The sequence below is a fragment of the Burkholderia sp. BDU5 genome (assembly GCF_001522845.1).
In the GTDB taxonomy this organism is placed as follows: Bacteria; Pseudomonadota; Gammaproteobacteria; order Burkholderiales; family Burkholderiaceae; genus Burkholderia; species Burkholderia mayonis.
Genome location: NZ_LOWC01000165.1, coordinates 1 through 15267 on the forward strand (window position 1 = coordinate 1; position 15267 = coordinate 15267).

A 15267-nucleotide genomic window follows, 5' to 3' on the forward strand; every position below is an offset into this window, starting at 1 on the left:
GGCGGCTGCGAGAAGTGGTGGCCGCACGGACAAACCGTCTTGCGCCGGATCGTGCGAATCACCTTGAACATCGCCGCGACGCGGGCGAGTTGCTCGGACACGTCTTCTCCGAGCCGCTGCATGGCGCTGCCGCACTTCGGACACGTTGCGTCAGCCTCCAGTACGCGTTCTTCGCGTGGCAGATGCGGCGGCAGCGCTTCTTTCGGCGATGCGTCGCTCACGGGCGCGCTCGCGCTTGATTGGCGGGCGCGCCGCACATCGGCGACGCCGCGCTCGCCCGTCAAATCCTCGAGCGCGGTTTCGAGCCGTGCCACCTCCCGGTCCAACTGCTCGGACTTGCGCCCGAATTGCATGCGCCTAAGCTTGTCGAGCTGCGCCTTGAGTTGCTCGATCTCCAGATCACGCTCGGCAAGCTGAGCACGAGCCTCGAGCAGCAAGGCTCGCAGCGTTTCAACATCGTCAGGAAGTTCGGCGCCGTTCGACATGCGGCGCAGTTTACGAGCCTTCTGCTCGGTTTACAACATCGACAGTGCAGCGGTGCGACGCGGTTGCCGCCAATCGATGCCTTCGAGCAACATGGACAATTGCGCCGCCGTCAGATGAACCTTGCCGCCATCGGCCTGCGGCCAGACGAAACGACCACGCTCAAGCCGTTTCGCAAGAAGCCAGAGCCCGTCCTCGGTCGCCCACATGAGCTTCACGAGATCGCCGCGCCGGCCCCGGAAGATGAACACGTTGCCGCCCAGCGCATTGTCCTCGAGCACCGTCTGCACCTTCGCCGCCAGCCCTTGGAATCCGCAGCGCATGTCGGTGACGCCGGCCACCAGCCAGACTCGGGTACCCGTGGGAAGAGAGATCACGATCGCATGCTCCCCAGTACGACACGTAGGGTATCGGCGTCAACGGCACCGTCGACCTTGATCACCACTGCGCCGATCCGGATCTCGATCGTCCCGGCTCGTGTAGTCCGGTTGCCGACGGACCGTGCATCCGAGGGCATCGTCACGCGCTGCGCCGGCGTTTCATGGACCACCGCCACCGGAATCAGCGACGTCGTTTGGGCCTGCAATTGCTCGCGATAGCGGCGCCGCCAGGTGAACAGCATGTTTGCATTGATGCCATTCTCGCGCGCCAGCTTTGCGACCGAGGCACCCGGCTCGCATGCCGCAGCGGCGAGTCGGCGTCGAAACTCGCGATCATAATTCGGGCGTCCCTTGCGGCTACCCGGCTTGGCTTCCGGCTCTGTCACAGTGATGTCCATCAAATCGAAAATGATGGGCACCACTTTGATGTCGGTTCTCGCCGTCGTCTACGACGGTCGTCGTGAGGTGCTTACAGTGCATCTACAGCGTTCTTGTTAACTTCCCGTAGGGCATCAAGGCTGAATGTCGTGCTGCGGTATATGAGGTCAGAATATGAGTGCATGATTGGTCCAGTTATCTGGTAAGGCTGTTGTGAATCATTCCACACCCTGAACCGCGAGGCTTTCACCTTTGCCCCTGCTGCCCCATCAAATCGGGGCGACTCAGGAGGCGTGAGCCAGGTCAATTCGGGTCATATGGCTTTACAGGCCGCAGCATCCGCTTTTAATTCAACATCTTAATTAAATGAACCACTCAAACTGACCACCCCATCCAACTGAAACCTACTACACACGCTAGGGCGAACATGGCCGATGTACGATAGGGTCTTGATCACACGTGCGGGGCCTACATGACGACCCGTTCTCCCGACGCGATCGAACGCGGGATAGCCCGCCTGCAGGAACGGATCGACACGCTCAGAGCATTCGACTTCCAGGTTCTCAGGAAGGATGGAACCTTGCCCGAGTTGGCCCCGCTGTCAGCAGCGATCGCGGACACGCTCGAACGATGTTTTGGCAAGAATACGACAGCATACAGACGCTATAGGCCGGCAACTTCCCTGAGACCGATACAGCCCAAAAGCTTCGGTAACGAGTTCTCCCTCAGACAAGAAGTCTCGGAACATTTCGAACGCTCTATCGCGCTTCTGCAAGACGCGCAGCGTGCGCTTCGCGAGGACCTCGTAGATTCAGAGCATGAAATGCTGTCACACAAAAAAACATCGCTTGAGGACCAAATGCTCTCCCCTTCTCGGCGCGTATTCGTGGTTCATGGACATGACGGTGAAGCGCGCGAGTCCGTCGCCCGCTTTCTGGAAAAAATCGGGTTTGAAGCAATCATCCTGCACGAGCAGGCAAACCAAGGACGCACAATCATTGAAAAAATTGAAGCCAATAGCGACGCTAGTTTCGCGGTGGTGCTACTAACGCCCGACGACGAGGGCTGTGTGAAGGGCGGCAAACTCCAACCCCGTGCACGACAAAATGTGATGCTTGAACTCGGCTATTTCATCGGCCGACTTGGCCGCGATAGGGTGTGCGCGCTCAAGCGCGGCGAGCTCGAAATTCCCAGTGACTATCTTGGTGTTGCGTGGGTTCAAATGGACGCGAGCGACGGCTGGAAACGGGCGCTCGGGAATGAGCTTGAGGCAGCCGGTCATGAAATCGACTGGAACAAGGTCATGCGGCCGTAGGAGCACTGGTAAACTCGGGCAGCCAAAGCAACTCCCCGGTCACATGAGCACGCCCCCCGCCGCAGTACCTGCAACCGCCACTCCAATGATGCAGAGGTCTCTTTGCCATATCTGACAAGGCATTGATCGAAAAGCTACGCCAAGACCTACGCTTGCCCCTTTTGAGACCGGCCGCTTTCGACCCGAATCGGTCCGTCGGTGCGACGAGATCTGGGCGACCGCTTTCAACCCCTTCTCGGGCGTACAGCATGCCCGAGTGAAATGCCTGGCGCCACTGGCCAAGAGTGAGGGGAACTGATCCAGTACGGCCAACCGCAGTCGTAAGGGTCGAGAGTCGAGGCCGGCCAGCTCTGGAGGGGCTATGTATCAGTCCGGCGGGTGGCCTTCGTTCAAAGCCATGCTTAGACCCACGATCTATTGGAATGGCGACTTACGGGAAATATTTGAAAATAAACCGTAATCACAAGCATTGCTTCCGTTCTTTATATTATAAGTGTGGTGATGAAATTTCTTGACCAAATACAATGCCACTACCATACTGATTTTGCTGGGTGCCAGTAATCCATTTCGAACCGCTTCGGTGCAATTTATGGCGTAGATTTACAGCCGGAATGGAGCGCTCATGTGCATGAAAGTGTAGCTTGCGCTGCTGCAGCGACACCATCTGCTCGATAATTCTTGCCGGCGGTTTGCATTCTCGAGCGATCGCTACGCTGTCGCCACCAGATAAATCTGGAATCGATACGGCGGCTTCGGCGTCGATCAATAGAATCGGCGCAATGAGTTGCCTAAGCTTATCCAAATCCGAAAGCAGATCCTTTATTTATTTCGGATGGTCTACTGGCGCCCGCATCGAGTATCGGTGGCGTATAAATATATTCTATAGCAATATTCTTGGGTCGCGACTCAAATTCCGATGGCTGGCCATCATTAACAATGAGGATTTGACATGAAAGACGATTTGGTTTATGCGGAATCGAAGAAATCCACGAAGCCCGCAGCTTTCGACGCGAGATTTCAGTATGACTCCGGTTGGGTAGCTGAGAACAACCAAACAAACCACAACTTGGTTTTATCCCACAATCTAAAGGCTTCCCCCAGCCAAATAGCCATTTTCTTTTCGCCTGATCAGGAAACGTCATATCCGATTATCTGGCCATGGGATAAGGTCGCTTCTGGAAATCCTGTTTCAATTTGGACCAATGCAACCACCATCACGCTCTCCATATTTTCCCAAGCCCCGTTGCACGGAAATTGGAATGGTCAGACTAGCAGCTGGACATACTGGAACTCGGGATTTTTCCGGGTTTTTGCCTCATCCTGAGCAAGTCACTTAAATGCGAAAAGCTCGCGCTATCGCTCGGCGGGCTTTTTTTACATCGCAAACTAACCAAGCCTGCCGCAAGCGTTTGATCGATACAGTCACGACATCCGTGGCAACATCGGGTGGAATGCGCAGCCGAACGGCCGGTTCGGGTGTAGCCTCCTCTCTGGAAATATTGGCGCGTGATCGTAGTCAGGGCGATTCACCCCAATTGACCCGATAGCCGTTGATTGTGCAGTTCAATCGGCTTCTTCTCACGTAACCGCATACTTCCGCGCCGCAATACCCCCTTCTCGGGTGGCTTGGACGGCTGAAATCTAGTCGAAACCGACGTTGCAACGTCAGCGCGACTACACGGTCGGACGTCGCTTCTTGGCCGCATTCGGCCGTCCGATGCCAACCCGGAGCGGCCATTTGCATACACCACCGCCCTCGGTCAGATATCCGCATACGATCGCCCCAGCAGTGGCCGCAGTCGCGCCGTCGTCGAATCATTCGAGCTCACACAGCTCCGCCGATCGATCGTAGTTGAGCTTAAAAATTGACATCCACACCTGACAGATTCACCGGGTGCGGCAACATTTCGCCGGCATGTACACTACGTGCGTCTAGAACAATAAGGGCCGAGCGATGCCGATCCGCTGCACATTCGTCTTGAACAATCAGCCGACGTCCGCTTTTCATTGTCCCGGCGTAGGTACCCTACCCGCGTTCTCCGGGCGCAGTTCGGGACGGGACAATCCGAACGCAACCTCGCTTGAGAAAATCGGCCCGATTCCCAAGGGCACCTACTACATCGTCGATCGCCAATCTGGCGGAAACCTAGGATGGCTCTACGACCTGTGGGGCAAATTCGGTTACGGCACATCCGACCACACGAAGTGGTTCATGTTGTGGAACAAGGACACAGGCGATAGCACCTATGTCGGCAAGGTGAGGCGCGGCGCGTTTCGCCTGCATCCGATCGGCGTGATGGGATTGAGTGAGGGGTGCATTACCGTGGCGAACGCAGTCAGCTTCGAGAGGTTTGCGGCATTCCTTCGCAAGAATGGCCCGGACCTTGCCGTACCGGGCACGAACCTCAAAGCCTACGGCACGGTGGATGTGAAATGAAAAAGCTCGGCAAATGTGCGCTCAACACGATCATTACACTTGTGGGCGGATGGGCGCTTGCCAACATCGTGATCCGATTACCGATCGAAATGCCGGGGTTTCTCGATGACGGCATCCGAGCAATGCTGAATCTGACCGGACATCCCGAGCTCGCGAATCCCGACGATATGGAGGTGTTGGCGATGACGGCGATTCTCATCGCCTCGATCATCGTGGTCGGCGTGCTCGTCACGCTCGCGAACGTTATCATCAAGCGGTCAATCGCCCGCAAGGCAGCGCCCTGAAATGCGTTATGGCGGGAGTCCCGCCATAACGCACCGCGTCAAAACAACCCGGCCGGCTCCGCTGAATCGTCCCAACTGAAAATTATCAGTTCGCGGCGATCGACGCCCTTCCCCCCGCTTACCGTGTACTGAATCGGCACGCTCTCGATGTGGAAGCCGGCAAACACGCGCCGGATCTCCGGATGGTCGTTGAGGCTGACGATCGCGCGCCCCTTGATGGTCCGCAGCCGCTCGGCCATCTTCTCGTATTCTCCGAACGGAAACGCGACGCCGTATCCTTCCGTTTCGAAGTACGGCGGATCGAGGTAGTACAGCGTGTGTGGTCGATCGTATCGATCGATACAGGCCGCCCAATCGAGCCGCTCGATGTAGGCATTCGCGAGCCGAATGTGCGCGGCCGACAGTTCCTCCTCGATGCGCAGCAGGTTCAGGCCGGGCGGCGTAGTCGTCGCCGTTCCAAACGTTTGCCCCTCCAATTTGCCGCCAAAGCAACTTTTCTGGAGGTAGTAGAACCGCGCCGCGCGTTGGATATCGGTGAGCGTTTCCGGGACCGTGTGCTTGAGCCATTCGAAGACCTGCCTGCTCGTCAGCGCCCATTTGAACTGGCGCACGAACTCTTCGAGATGATGCTGAACAACGCGATACAGATTCACCAGCTCGCCGTTGATGTCGTTGATCACCTCGACCTTGGCGGGCGGTCGCATGAAGTAAAGCGCAGCCCCGCCCGCGAATACCTCGACGTAGCAGTCGTGCTTCGGAAAGCGCGGGATGATGTGATCCGCGAGACGACGCTTGCCGCCGATCCAAGGAATGATGGGAGTTGCCATGGTGAAAGCCGTTTTTAAACTTGGTGTAGAATCCGGCCCGCCTACCGGTAGGTAGCAGGGCCTTGGCTGATTCACTGGCACCGACAGTGGAAAGGCGACCGTCGCGCGTGTTCGCGCACGCACGACGGTCGCCCTGTTTCTCGTTACTTCTGATCGCAGCTCGGCGTCTCAGGCCGAACCGCACACACATAGCCCTGTAGGGCCGTCAGTTTGTCGATCTCGTGCTGATCGTCCCCGGCGACGGCAAAAACGCGCTCCGCAAGCGCTCCGTCGAGGTCCGCGTAGGCGGCGGCACCATCGCCGACGCCGGCGGCGCTGGCAGCGTCGGACAGACCGTTGGGATCGGCTGCCGTGCAATTTCGAACCGCGACGCGCAGCCGCTCAGTACCAGTGACGAGAGCAGCCCGCAGGCTGCGATTCTCTGCTTCATGTTCGTTTCGCTCCTTCGTGGTTTTCTCGTCGACAGCGGCCACTGCCGAAGCGGCCGCGTCGTGCATAGCGATCGCGCGCTGCTCGGCGTCGAGCGCGGCGCGCGAGATCGCGCCCAACGCTTCGGCGTGCCGCTGCGCATCGGACGCCCGAGCGGCCTGCTCGTCGGCAAGCTGGCGTGCGCTGATTAGATGGTCGACGCCCGAGCCGGCCGCCAAGCCGAGCAGCGCGGCCAACAAGTACGGAGTTGCTTTCGGCATCACAGCCCCCGCTCGCAGATCGCGCGCTCTTCCGCGCGCCGCTTCACCAAGCCGGGCAACACGCGCCCCCGCGCCGTCACCCATTGCGGACGTCCGTCGTTGGCCTCGTTCATCGCGCGGCATGCGCCACGCAAATCGCCCGCGCTGAAGCGCTTCGCCGTCGTGCTGTTGCAATAGGCCGTCGGGCCGATGTTGTCCGCAAAGCTCACGGCGGCCGCGAGCTGATAGGGACGCGCCTTCAAGCCCGGCGTGCATCGAAGCACCGCTTCTGCGTGCGTGATCAGATGCGCTTCGAGCGACGCGCGGTACCCGCAGGGGCGTGCACGCACGCCTCGACGCGCTTTGCATCGAGATCCGCGCCCTTGTGAGCGACGTCTCGCACTCGGCCGACATCGTGCTGCTCGACCTGATGGCCGACGACATCGGCGGCTACGCGCGGCACAAAGCGGCGCAGGACGCTCGCACTTGGGCGGCGGCCGCCGGCGTCACGCTCGAAACGGGTTTGATGCAGCTCGGCCGGGCGATACCACACAATCAGAATTGAGGACGACCATGAACGACAAACAGAACACCGCACCGAACTGGTTGCAGGAAGGCGATCTGCTCTATCGCATCACGATCGACACGCACCGGCAAAACCATGACGAAATCTATGTCACGCTGGCTGAAGGATCGCGGGACATACGTGCACGAGCAGCGCGCGCTGCTGAGCTTCGGGAAACTTTGAAGCGGCTCGGACCCAACAGGCTAATCGATGGCACCTCGCCCGAAGCGCTCACGAAGCTCAAAAGGCTCATTGCCGCCGACGAATACGCGATCTCGTTTCAGACGATGCAGCAATATCGATCCGCGCTGCTACGGGAAATTGACAACGCGAGTCCCGTTCGCTCGATCCCGGCTACGATGACGCAAGAACAGCACGCGGCGATCGAGTTTGCGCTTGGCGCATGTGCCGGTCATCCGGCCGGCGAACAGCATGTGGCCGCACTTGAATCACTGCTTTCGCGGGGAGGCGACCACGCATGACTGTCGCGATGAAGCCCATATATCTCGACATCGCATCGGTATCAGCGGCGGTCTCCCTGTCGCCCGCGGTCATCCACAAACTCGTCCGGCAAGAGGAGTTCCCGAAGCCGCGCGCCCTTTCCGGGCGACGCGTCGGTTGGCTCACGCGGGAAGTCGAAGAATGGGCAGAAGCTCGAACGCCGTCTGAGTTCCTACCGCCGCCTAACTGCGGGACCGGCCGGCGGAAAGCGACAATTGATGCGACCGGGTAACAGCCTCCAGCTTCTCATCGAGCTTCGCCAACCAGAGCCGGCGCTCGGCGTCATACGAGTGCCGGTTATAGATACCGCCGACACCCGGCAACATGTGCCCAAGGATGGCCTCGCCGATCTCGTACGGACAGCCGAGCGCAGCCAACATCGTGCGAGCCGTTCGACGCAGATCGTGAGGGGCCCAATGCGTGACCGGAAGACGCGGCCGGGCTTGTTCCGGCCGCGTCTCGCTATAGGGCATATGGAAATGAACGGCCTGACCGAACACCTTCTGCTGCATGTGCCCGCCCCGTTCAGCCGGGAACACCTTCCCCTTGCCGTAACGTTCGAGGCGTCGGCGCACAACAGCATCCGCACGTCCGATTAACGGCACCCGAAGATCCGTCGCTTTCTCGTGCCTGGCGTTCTTCGTCTTGGCCTTGGGAATCGTCCACCACAGGCCGTCCTGTTCGTCGGTAATCTCTGCCCCTTCCATTGCGCCGATCTCGGCACCGCGCGTCCCGGTCCAAAGGTACAGCGTCAACGCATCCTCGACATTGCGACTGAAATTCGGCAACCAGTTGATCAATGCACCCGCCTCGACGTCGCTCAGGAACCGTTTTGCGGTACCGACCGGCTGCCCTGGATCCGTCTGCCGTTGCTGCGTAGTCGACCGCGCATGATTTGTCGCCACCAGTTCGACGCAGACTCGGGCAGCCGGCCAGTATCCAGAGCGTAGCCCCAAGCGGCCCCGAGTTCGAGTCGAAGCTTCGACGCCTGCACCGGAGTTTGCCGATACGAGTCGATCTTGCTGAACGCGCGCTCGCGCGTCAGCTCGGCGGCCGGCAGCGCTGCAATATCTCCCAACATCGTCCGGAACATCCGGGCCACTTCGGCCGCCCCTTCGGCTGGCGATTGCGCTCGACGTGCCCCTTCAGGTAGGCCATACAGATATCGCGCACTGTCGGCGAATCCCCTTGCTGTACCATAACGCCGACAGAATCGTTTGCTTGCCGCTTGGCGAGCGCCGGGTCGTTGCCTGAGTTGCGCTCTTGTTTCAGACGCTCCCACTCAACGGCGGCCGCCGCGATGGAAGCTCAACGGCGGCCGCCGCGATGGAAGGCGCTGGCCCCCCCGCCGATTTTGATTTGTCGCATACGCCCGTCGACGAGTAACTTGTAACGGTAATGCCGTCGCCTCGAGCCTGAGCCCCGGACAGCCATCGATTTTCAGGTGTGCACCGGGCAAAAGTTGCTTTGCCGATCGGGCGTCAAACCGCATTCAGACCTCAGCGTAGGTTTCCGCCACGCGCATAACATCAGCGGCGTAGGCGTAGATTCTGGAAGAGCCGAAAAGCTACGCTGACGATGGAAATTTAGCAAGATGTCGATAGGCGGGGAAATTCGACAGCGAACACCCCGAAATGGACGGAAAGCCTTGATGGATAAGGACGTGCAAGAAATTACGGATTCAAAACAGCAGCTTACAGAAGGGGCGTTCAGCAACCACACGCCGATGATGCAACAATACCTTCGCATCAAGGCCGAACATCCCGACACGCTCGTGTTCTACCGGATGGGCGACTTCTACGAGCTCTTCTTCGAAGATGCAGAAAAAGCCTCGCGCCTGCTCGACCTGACGCTCACGCAACGCGGCGCGTCCGCTGGCACCCCGATCAAGATGGCGGGCGTGCCGCATCACGCGATCGAGCAATACCTCGCGAAGCTCGTGAAATTCGGCGAATCCGCGGCGATCTGCGAACAGATCGGCGATCCGGCGACGTCGAAGGGCCCCGTCGAGCGCAAGGTCGTGCGCGTCGTCACGCCTGGCACGCTGACGGATGCCGCGCTGCTGTCCGACAAGAGCGACGTGTTCCTGCTCGCGCTTTGCCTCGGGCACAACAAGCGCGGCGTCGCATCGAACATCGGCCTCGCCTGGCTCAATCTCGCGAGCGGCGCACTGCGGCTCGCCGAGATCGCGCCGGACCAGCTCGGCGCGGCGCTCGAGCGCATCCGGCCCGCCGAGATCCTCGCAGCGGACGGCGCGATCGAATCGGTGCCCGCCGGCATGGGCGCGATCACGCGCGTGCCTGCGTGGCACTTCGACGTCGCGTCGGGTACGCAGCGCCTGTGCGACCAGCTCGAAGTCGCGAGCCTCGACGGCTTCGGCGCGCAGGCGCTCACGAGCGCTTGCGGCGCGACAGGCGCGCTGCTGATCTACGCGGCGGCCACGCAAGGCCAGCAGTTGCGCCACGTGCGCAGCCTCAAAGTGGAAAACGAATCCGAATACATCGGGCTCGATCCGTCGACGCGCCGCAATCTCGAACTCACCGAAACGCTGCGCGGCACCGAATCGCCGACGCTCTATTCGCTGCTCGACAGCTGCTGCACCGCGATGGGCAGCCGCCTGCTGCGCCATTGGCTGCATCATCCGCCGCGCGCGTCGGTCGCGGCGCAAGGACGTCACCAGGCGATCGGCGCGCTGCTCGACGCGCTCGCGAACGCGAGCCTCGACAGCCTGCGCTCAGCGCTGCGGCAGATCGCCGATGTCGAGCGGATCACCGGCCGTCTCGCGCTCCTGTCAGCGCGGCCACGCGATCTGTCGAGCCTGCGCGACACGTTCGCGGCCCTTCCCGCACTGCGCGAGCGCGTCGCCGAAATCGCATCGAACGCATCGGCGCTCGGCCGCCTCGAAGCCGCGCTCGAGCCGCCCGCCGGCTGTCTCGATCTGCTTGCGCGCGCGATCGCGGCCGAGCCGGCTGCGATGGTTCGCGACGGCGGCGTGATCGCCCGCGGCTACGACGCGGAACTCGACGAACTGCGCGACATCTCCGAGAACTGCGGCCAGTTCCTGATCGACCTCGAAACGCGCGAGCGTGCACGCACGGGCATCTCGAACCTGCGCGTCGAGTACAACAAGGTGCATGGCTTCTATATCGAAGTCACACGCGGCCAAACCGACAAGGTGCCCGACGACTATCGCCGTCGCCAGACCCTCAAGAACGCGGAGCGCTACATCACGCCCGAGCTGAAGACGTTCGAGGACAAGGCGCTGTCCGCACAGGAGCGCGCGCTCGCTCGCGAACGCGCGCTTTATGACGGCGTGCTGCAAGCGCTGTTGCCGCACATCGAAGGCTGCCAGCGCGTCGCAAGCGGCCTCGCGGAACTCGATTTGCTCTCGGCGTTCGCCGAACGGGCCCGCACGCTCGACTGGGTCGCACCGGAGTTCACCGACGAGATCGGCATCGAGATCGATCAGGGCCGCCATCCTGTCGTCGAAGCGCAGGTCGAGCAGTTCATCGCGAACGATTGCACGCTGAACACGGATCGCAAGCTGCTTCTCATCACCGGCCCGAACATGGGCGGTAAATCGACGTTCATGCGACAGACGGCGCTCATCGCGCTGATGGCGTACGTGGGCAGCTACGTACCGGCGAAAGCGGCTCGCTTCGGTCCAATCGACCGCATCTTCACGCGAATCGGCGCGGCGGATGATCTCGCGGGCGGCCGTTCGACGTTCATGGTCGAAATGACGGAGGCCGCGGCAATCCTGAACGACGCGACGCCGCAAAGCCTCGTGCTGATGGATGAAATCGGCCGCGGCACGTCGACGTTCGACGGCCTGGCGCTCGCGTGGGCGATCGCGCGCCATCTGCTGTCGCACAACCGCTGCTACACGTTGTTCGCAACGCACTACTTCGAGCTCACGCAGTTGCCGGCCGAATTTCCGCAAGCGGCAAACGTGCATCTGTCGGCGGTCGAGCACGGCCATGGCATCGTGTTCCTGCATGCGGTCGAAGAAGGTCCGGCGAACCAGAGCTACGGGCTACAGGTCGCTCAGCTCGCGGGCGTTCCGGCACCGGTGATTCGCGCCGCTCGCAAGCATCTCGCGCACCTCGAGCAGCAGTCCGCGGCACAAGCGACGCCGCAGCTCGACCTCTTCGCCGCACAACCGTCCGTCGACGAACCCGAATACGACGAGCCGCCGGCGGCCACGCCGCACCCGGCGCTCGAGCGCCTGCTCGAGCTCGATCCGGACGACTTGAAGCCGCGTGATGCACTCGAGCTGCTCTACGAGCTGCGTGCGCTCGCTCGCTCAGGCGCGACGGATGCGCAACGCTGACGACACCGCGCGACGCGCGGCGCTTCGCGCGCGTCTCGCCGCGGCCGCGCTCGCCTGCACACTTGCCGGCGGCGCACCGGCGGCCGCGCCCGCGTCGCGGGCTGGCGGCGAGCCGTACACGTTCGCGGTACTATCCGGCGTAATCGCATCCGCAGACGACGAGCCGCATGCTCGGCGTCTGCTCGATGCGATCGCGCGCGACCGCTCGGTGTCGTTCATCGTCTACGAAGGCAATCTGAAGGGACCGAAGGAAGCCTGCCGCGATCAGCTGTACGAGCAGCGCAACGTGCTGCTCATGACGTCCCGCGTCCCGCTCGTGCTGCTGCCCGGCCAGTTCGACTGGGCTGCATGCGGCACGCGCGGCGCCGGCGCGTACGACCCTGTCGAGCGGCTCGACTTCCTGCGTCAGAACGTCTTCTCCGAGCCCGCATCTCCCGGCGCGAATCCGTTGCCGCTGTCGCGCGAAAGCGAAGTGGCGCGCTTTCATCCGTATCGGGAGAACGTCCGCTGGGTCCGCGACGACACGGTGTTCATCGGCCTGAACGCGCCGAGCCCGAACAATCGCTATCTGACGGCGGGCGGCCGCAACGGCGAGTTCGAAGATCGCGTCATCGCGAACGCGTTCTGGATCGATCATGCGGCCGAGTACGCGAAGCGCCGCAGCGCGCGCGCACTCGTGATCTTTCTCGAAGGCGATCCGCAGTTCGAACGCCACCAACGTTCGGAGCGCTTCGGATGGCTGCGCTTCAACCGCCCTCGCGTACGCGACGGCTTTCGTGAATTCAAACGTGCATTGGTGAAAGCCGCGGCGGTCTTTCGCGGCTCGATCGTCGTCGTGCACCCGAGCGGCGAGCCGCTCGCGAACGGCTTCAGGATCGACCGTCCGCTACGCGACGACAAAGGGGATCTTGTCGCCAATCTGACGCGCATCGCGATCGCGCCGCGCGCGCGTCTGAGTCAATGGGTGCGAATCGGCGTCGATCCGGCGAAGCAGCCGATGTTCAACGTGAGCGTGCAGACCGTGCCGAAGCATCTGCCTCAACCGCCCGCACTGCCCGTCGTGCCGCATGACGACACGCCGCTGCCCGAGATGCCGGAAATCCCGGCACCGCCGACGTTACCGGATTCGAGTGCGAGCGGCGTGGAGCCGCCCGGCTATGGCTATGACGAATGGCATGGCATGTACGACGATCATTTCGATCACCGTGCGTCAGGCGCGACACCCAGCCAGTCGCCGAGCGTCGCCCCGCCCGGCTCAATGCAAAGTGCGCACTGAACCGTTGCCGTCGTTGTCGCTTTCGTCGTCATCGTCCTCGTCGACGATTTCGAGTCCCTCCGCGCCGTGCGCGTGCTCATGCTCGATTTCGTCTTCCGTCGCTTCGCGCACGTCCTTGACGGTCAACGAGAAACGCAGCGCCATCCCGGCGAGCGGGTGATTGCCGTCGAGGACGACCTTGTCTTCCGCGACATCGGTCACGGTGTAGATCAGCGAATCGATTTCCTCGTCACCGTCTTCCGGCGTGCCTTCGAACTGCATACCGACTTCGAGCGGCTCGGGGAAACGGTCGCGCGGCTCGATCTTCACGAGTTCAGGATCGTAATCGCCGAACGCATCCTGCGGCTCCAACTGGATTTGCGCTTGATAGCCAGGTTCCTGGCCATCGAGTTGTTCCTCGATCTTGGGGAACGTGCCATCATAGCCGCCGTGCAGATAGACCATCGGCTCATCGCTCTCCTCGATCAGATTGCCTTGCGCATCCGACAGCTTGTAAGCGACCGATACGACAGTGTTTTTTGCGATTTTCATCCAATTCTCCCAAGTACAACAGTCATTATACGATGCCCAAACGGCCATCACCCGAACCGTCCGGCCGTGTGCGCGAACGCACCCGCGCGCCGCTGCCCGAGGTGCCGACTCAGCTTCTCGGCAACCTCACGCCTGCGCAATTCATGCGCCGACATTGGCAGAAAAAGCCGCTTCTCATTCGCCAGGCCATTCCCGACATCGCACCGCCGCTGTCGCGCGACGCGCTGTTCGAGCTCGCGAGCGACTTTGACGTCGAGTCGCGGCTCATCACCCATTTTCGTAACAGATGGCAACTAGAGCATGGCCCGTTCGAGCCGGAGAATCTGCCGTCCGTGAAGCGCCGCGAATGGACGCTGCTCGTGCAGGGGCTCGATCTGCACGACGACCGCGCACGCTCGCTGCTCGAGCGTTTTCGCTTCATTCCGGATGCACGCCTCGACGACCTGATGATCTCGTACGCGACGGACGGCGGCGGCGTCGGCCCGCATTTCGACTCGTACGACGTGTTCCTGCTTCAGGTGCACGGCAAGCGCCGCTGGCGGATCGGCGCGCAGCAGGATCTGTCGCTGAAGGAAGGATTGCCGCTCAAGGTCCTCGAACATTTCGAGCCGACTGACGAATGGGTGCTCGAACCCGGCGACATGCTGTATCTGCCGCCGCACGTCGCGCACGACGGCGTCGCGCTCGGCGAGTGCATGACGTGCTCGATCGGCTTCAGAGCCCCGTCCGCAGGCGAACTGCGCACACAGTTTCTCTATCACCTGGCCGAGCGCGGCGGTTTGCGCACGGGCGCGCGCGACGACGCGCCATACCGCGATCCGGCGCAGCCCGCGGTCGACGCCCCGGCGATGCTGCCCTCGGCAATGGTCGAGCGTGTCGCCGCAATGCTCGCCGGAATCAAATGGGACGAGCGCGATATTGGCGATTTTCTTGGCTGTTACTTGAGCGAGCCAAAATCGAACGTCGTTTTCGAGCCCCCTGCCCGGCAACTGGGCGAAGCCGCGTTCGCGGCCCAGGCCGCCCGCCGCGGCCTCCGACTCGACAGGAAAGCGGCGTTGTTGTATAACGCGCGCTCGTACTTCATCAACGGTGACGCGTATCCGCTCGCAACCGCGGCAAAATGGCTGCCGGAACTGGCCGATACGCGCCAGATGGAGGCGAAACGGTTTGTAACACTCTCCCGGGGCCCCTCCATGACAGCCTTGCTGCACGAATGGTATCGTGCGGGCTGGATACGGGTGGGCAACATGGAGTAAAGTTGCCCGGCCGTACGCCCATGCAGATGCGTG

At 61.6% G+C, this 15267-nt stretch carries 17 protein-coding genes and 2 pseudogenes; 10 read left to right on the forward strand and 9 right to left on the reverse strand.

The window, feature by feature from the left end:
- The 3 genes from WS69_RS26875 to tnpA all read right to left on the reverse strand — a co-directional run.
- On the reverse strand, positions 1 to 485 hold a 485-nt coding region (locus WS69_RS26875; protein ID WP_197419319.1), incomplete at its 3' end, for an IS66 family transposase zinc-finger binding domain-containing protein.
- A 30-nt stretch (positions 486 to 515) separates the two neighbouring features.
- On the reverse strand, positions 516 to 824 hold the full coding sequence (gene tnpB, locus WS69_RS26880; protein WP_442854927.1) for an IS66 family insertion sequence element accessory protein TnpB: 309 nt from the start codon (positions 822 to 824) through the stop codon (positions 516 to 518).
- Between the two features lie 32 nt (positions 825 to 856).
- On the reverse strand, positions 857 to 1285 hold the full coding sequence (gene tnpA / locus WS69_RS26885) for an IS66-like element accessory protein TnpA (RefSeq protein ID WP_231747233.1): 429 nt from the start codon (positions 1283 to 1285) through the stop codon (positions 857 to 859).
- 428 nt (positions 1286 to 1713) lie between these two features.
- On the opposite strand from tnpA, the gene WS69_RS26890 reads away from it, so the two are divergent.
- A complete protein-coding gene (locus WS69_RS26890) occupies positions 1714 to 2556 on the forward strand; it encodes a TIR domain-containing protein (protein ID WP_059473693.1) in 843 nt (280 codons plus the stop codon).
- 487 nt (positions 2557 to 3043) lie between these two features.
- On the opposite strand, the gene WS69_RS33825 is transcribed toward WS69_RS26890, so the two are convergent.
- Entirely contained in the window at positions 3044 to 3358 is a 315-nt protein-coding gene (locus WS69_RS33825) for a hypothetical protein (protein WP_156438412.1), read from the reverse strand.
- Positions 3359 to 3505: 147 nt separating this feature from the next.
- On the opposite strand from WS69_RS33825, the gene WS69_RS32440 reads away from it, so the two are divergent.
- From WS69_RS32440 to WS69_RS26900, 3 genes are all read left to right on the forward strand, one after another.
- The gene (locus WS69_RS32440) at positions 3506 to 3880 is read left to right on the forward strand and encodes a hypothetical protein (protein ID WP_082716524.1); all 375 of its coding nucleotides are present in this window, start codon (positions 3506 to 3508) and stop codon (positions 3878 to 3880) included.
- A 630-nt stretch (positions 3881 to 4510) separates the two neighbouring features.
- The gene (locus WS69_RS26895; protein ID WP_059473694.1) at positions 4511 to 4993 is read left to right on the forward strand and encodes a DUF2778 domain-containing protein; all 483 of its coding nucleotides are present in this window, start codon (positions 4511 to 4513) and stop codon (positions 4991 to 4993) included.
- A complete protein-coding gene (locus tag WS69_RS26900; RefSeq protein WP_059473695.1) occupies positions 4990 to 5277 on the forward strand; it encodes a hypothetical protein in 288 nt (95 codons plus the stop codon). The genes WS69_RS26895 and WS69_RS26900 overlap by 4 nt, the downstream gene beginning before the upstream one ends.
- Positions 5278 to 5315: 38 nt before the next feature.
- Here WS69_RS26900 and WS69_RS26905 read toward each other — a convergent pair whose 3' ends face one another.
- From WS69_RS26905 to WS69_RS26915, 3 genes and pseudogenes are all read right to left on the reverse strand, one after another.
- A complete protein-coding gene (locus WS69_RS26905) occupies positions 5316 to 6104 on the reverse strand; it encodes a DNA adenine methylase (protein ID WP_059473696.1) in 789 nt (262 codons plus the stop codon).
- 143 nt (positions 6105 to 6247) lie between these two features.
- Positions 6248 to 6793, reverse strand: a complete 546-nt coding sequence (locus WS69_RS32445; RefSeq protein WP_082716525.1) for a lysis system i-spanin subunit Rz — start codon at positions 6791 to 6793, stop codon at positions 6248 to 6250.
- Positions 6793 to 7098 (reverse strand): annotated as a pseudogene (locus WS69_RS26915) (glycoside hydrolase family protein); the annotation flags it as partial. The pseudogene WS69_RS26915 and the gene WS69_RS32445, both read right to left, overlap by 1 nt.
- A 14-nt stretch (positions 7099 to 7112) precedes the next feature.
- Here WS69_RS26915 and WS69_RS26920 point away from each other — a divergent pair.
- The 3 genes from WS69_RS26920 to WS69_RS32450 are packed head-to-tail and all read left to right on the forward strand — an operon-like array spanning position 7113 to position 8070.
- Entirely contained in the window at positions 7113 to 7337 is a 225-nt protein-coding gene (locus WS69_RS26920; RefSeq protein ID WP_059473697.1) for a hypothetical protein, read from the forward strand.
- 8 nt (positions 7338 to 7345) lie between these two features.
- Positions 7346 to 7819 carry a hypothetical protein gene (locus tag WS69_RS26925; RefSeq protein WP_059473698.1) on the forward strand — a complete coding sequence of 158 codons (474 nt, stop codon included), beginning with the start codon at positions 7346 to 7348 and terminating at the stop codon, positions 7817 to 7819.
- A gap of 8 nt (positions 7820 to 7827) precedes the next feature.
- The gene (locus WS69_RS32450; RefSeq protein WP_082716535.1) at positions 7828 to 8070 is read left to right on the forward strand and encodes a helix-turn-helix transcriptional regulator; all 243 of its coding nucleotides are present in this window, start codon (positions 7828 to 7830) and stop codon (positions 8068 to 8070) included.
- Here WS69_RS32450 and WS69_RS26930 read toward each other — a convergent pair.
- Positions 8021 to 9330, reverse strand: a pseudogene (locus WS69_RS26930) (tyrosine-type recombinase/integrase). The gene WS69_RS32450 and the pseudogene WS69_RS26930 sit on opposite strands and share 50 nt — an antisense overlap.
- A 159-nt stretch (positions 9331 to 9489) precedes the next feature.
- On the opposite strand from WS69_RS26930, the gene mutS reads away from it, so the two are divergent.
- Together mutS and WS69_RS26940 are read left to right on the forward strand one after the other, a co-directional pair.
- Positions 9490 to 12171, forward strand: coding sequence for a DNA mismatch repair protein MutS (mutS, locus tag WS69_RS26935; RefSeq protein WP_059473699.1), 2682 nt, complete (start codon positions 9490 to 9492; stop codon positions 12169 to 12171).
- Complete coding sequence (locus WS69_RS26940; RefSeq protein WP_059473770.1) at positions 12158 to 13447, forward strand: hypothetical protein; 1290 nt, start codon at positions 12158 to 12160, stop codon at positions 13445 to 13447. The genes mutS and WS69_RS26940 overlap by 14 nt, the downstream gene beginning before the upstream one ends.
- On the opposite strand, the gene WS69_RS26945 is transcribed toward WS69_RS26940, so the two are convergent.
- Positions 13427 to 13978 carry an FKBP-type peptidyl-prolyl cis-trans isomerase gene (locus WS69_RS26945; protein ID WP_059473700.1) on the reverse strand — a complete coding sequence of 184 codons (552 nt, stop codon included), beginning with the start codon at positions 13976 to 13978 and terminating at the stop codon, positions 13427 to 13429. The two genes, WS69_RS26940 and WS69_RS26945, sit on opposite strands and share 21 nt — an antisense overlap.
- Before the next feature lie 68 nt (positions 13979 to 14046).
- Here WS69_RS26945 and WS69_RS26950 point away from each other — a divergent pair, with 68 nt between their 5' ends.
- Positions 14047 to 15234, forward strand: a complete 1188-nt coding sequence (locus tag WS69_RS26950) for a cupin domain-containing protein (RefSeq protein WP_197419320.1) — start codon at positions 14047 to 14049, stop codon at positions 15232 to 15234.
- The last annotated feature ends 33 nt before the right edge of the window (positions 15235 to 15267 follow it).

Bases quoted from the DNA above. Each gene is read 5' to 3' on its own strand.
- WS69_RS26890 (WP_059473693.1), top strand. From the start codon at position 1,714: ATGACGACCCGTTCTCCCGACGCGATCGAACGCGGGATAGCCCGCCTG.
- WS69_RS32440 (WP_082716524.1), top strand. From the start codon at position 3,506: ATGAAAGACGATTTGGTTTATGCGGAATCGAAGAAATCCACGAAGCCC.
- WS69_RS26895 (WP_059473694.1), top strand. From the start codon at position 4,511: ATGCCGATCCGCTGCACATTCGTCTTGAACAATCAGCCGACGTCCGCT.
- WS69_RS26900 (WP_059473695.1), top strand. From the start codon at position 4,990: ATGAAAAAGCTCGGCAAATGTGCGCTCAACACGATCATTACACTTGTG.
- WS69_RS26905 (WP_059473696.1), bottom strand. From the start codon at position 6,104: ATGGCAACTCCCATCATTCCTTGGATCGGCGGCAAGCGTCGTCTCGCG.
- WS69_RS32445 (WP_082716525.1), bottom strand. From the start codon at position 6,793: ATGCCGAAAGCAACTCCGTACTTGTTGGCCGCGCTGCTCGGCTTGGCG.
- WS69_RS26925 (WP_059473698.1), top strand. From the start codon at position 7,346: ATGAACGACAAACAGAACACCGCACCGAACTGGTTGCAGGAAGGCGAT.
- WS69_RS32450 (WP_082716535.1), top strand. From the start codon at position 7,828: ATGAAGCCCATATATCTCGACATCGCATCGGTATCAGCGGCGGTCTCC.
- mutS (WP_059473699.1), top strand. From the start codon at position 9,490: ATGGATAAGGACGTGCAAGAAATTACGGATTCAAAACAGCAGCTTACA.
- WS69_RS26940 (WP_059473770.1), top strand. From the start codon at position 12,158: ATGCGCAACGCTGACGACACCGCGCGACGCGCGGCGCTTCGCGCGCGT.
- WS69_RS26945 (WP_059473700.1), bottom strand. From the start codon at position 13,978: ATGAAAATCGCAAAAAACACTGTCGTATCGGTCGCTTACAAGCTGTCG.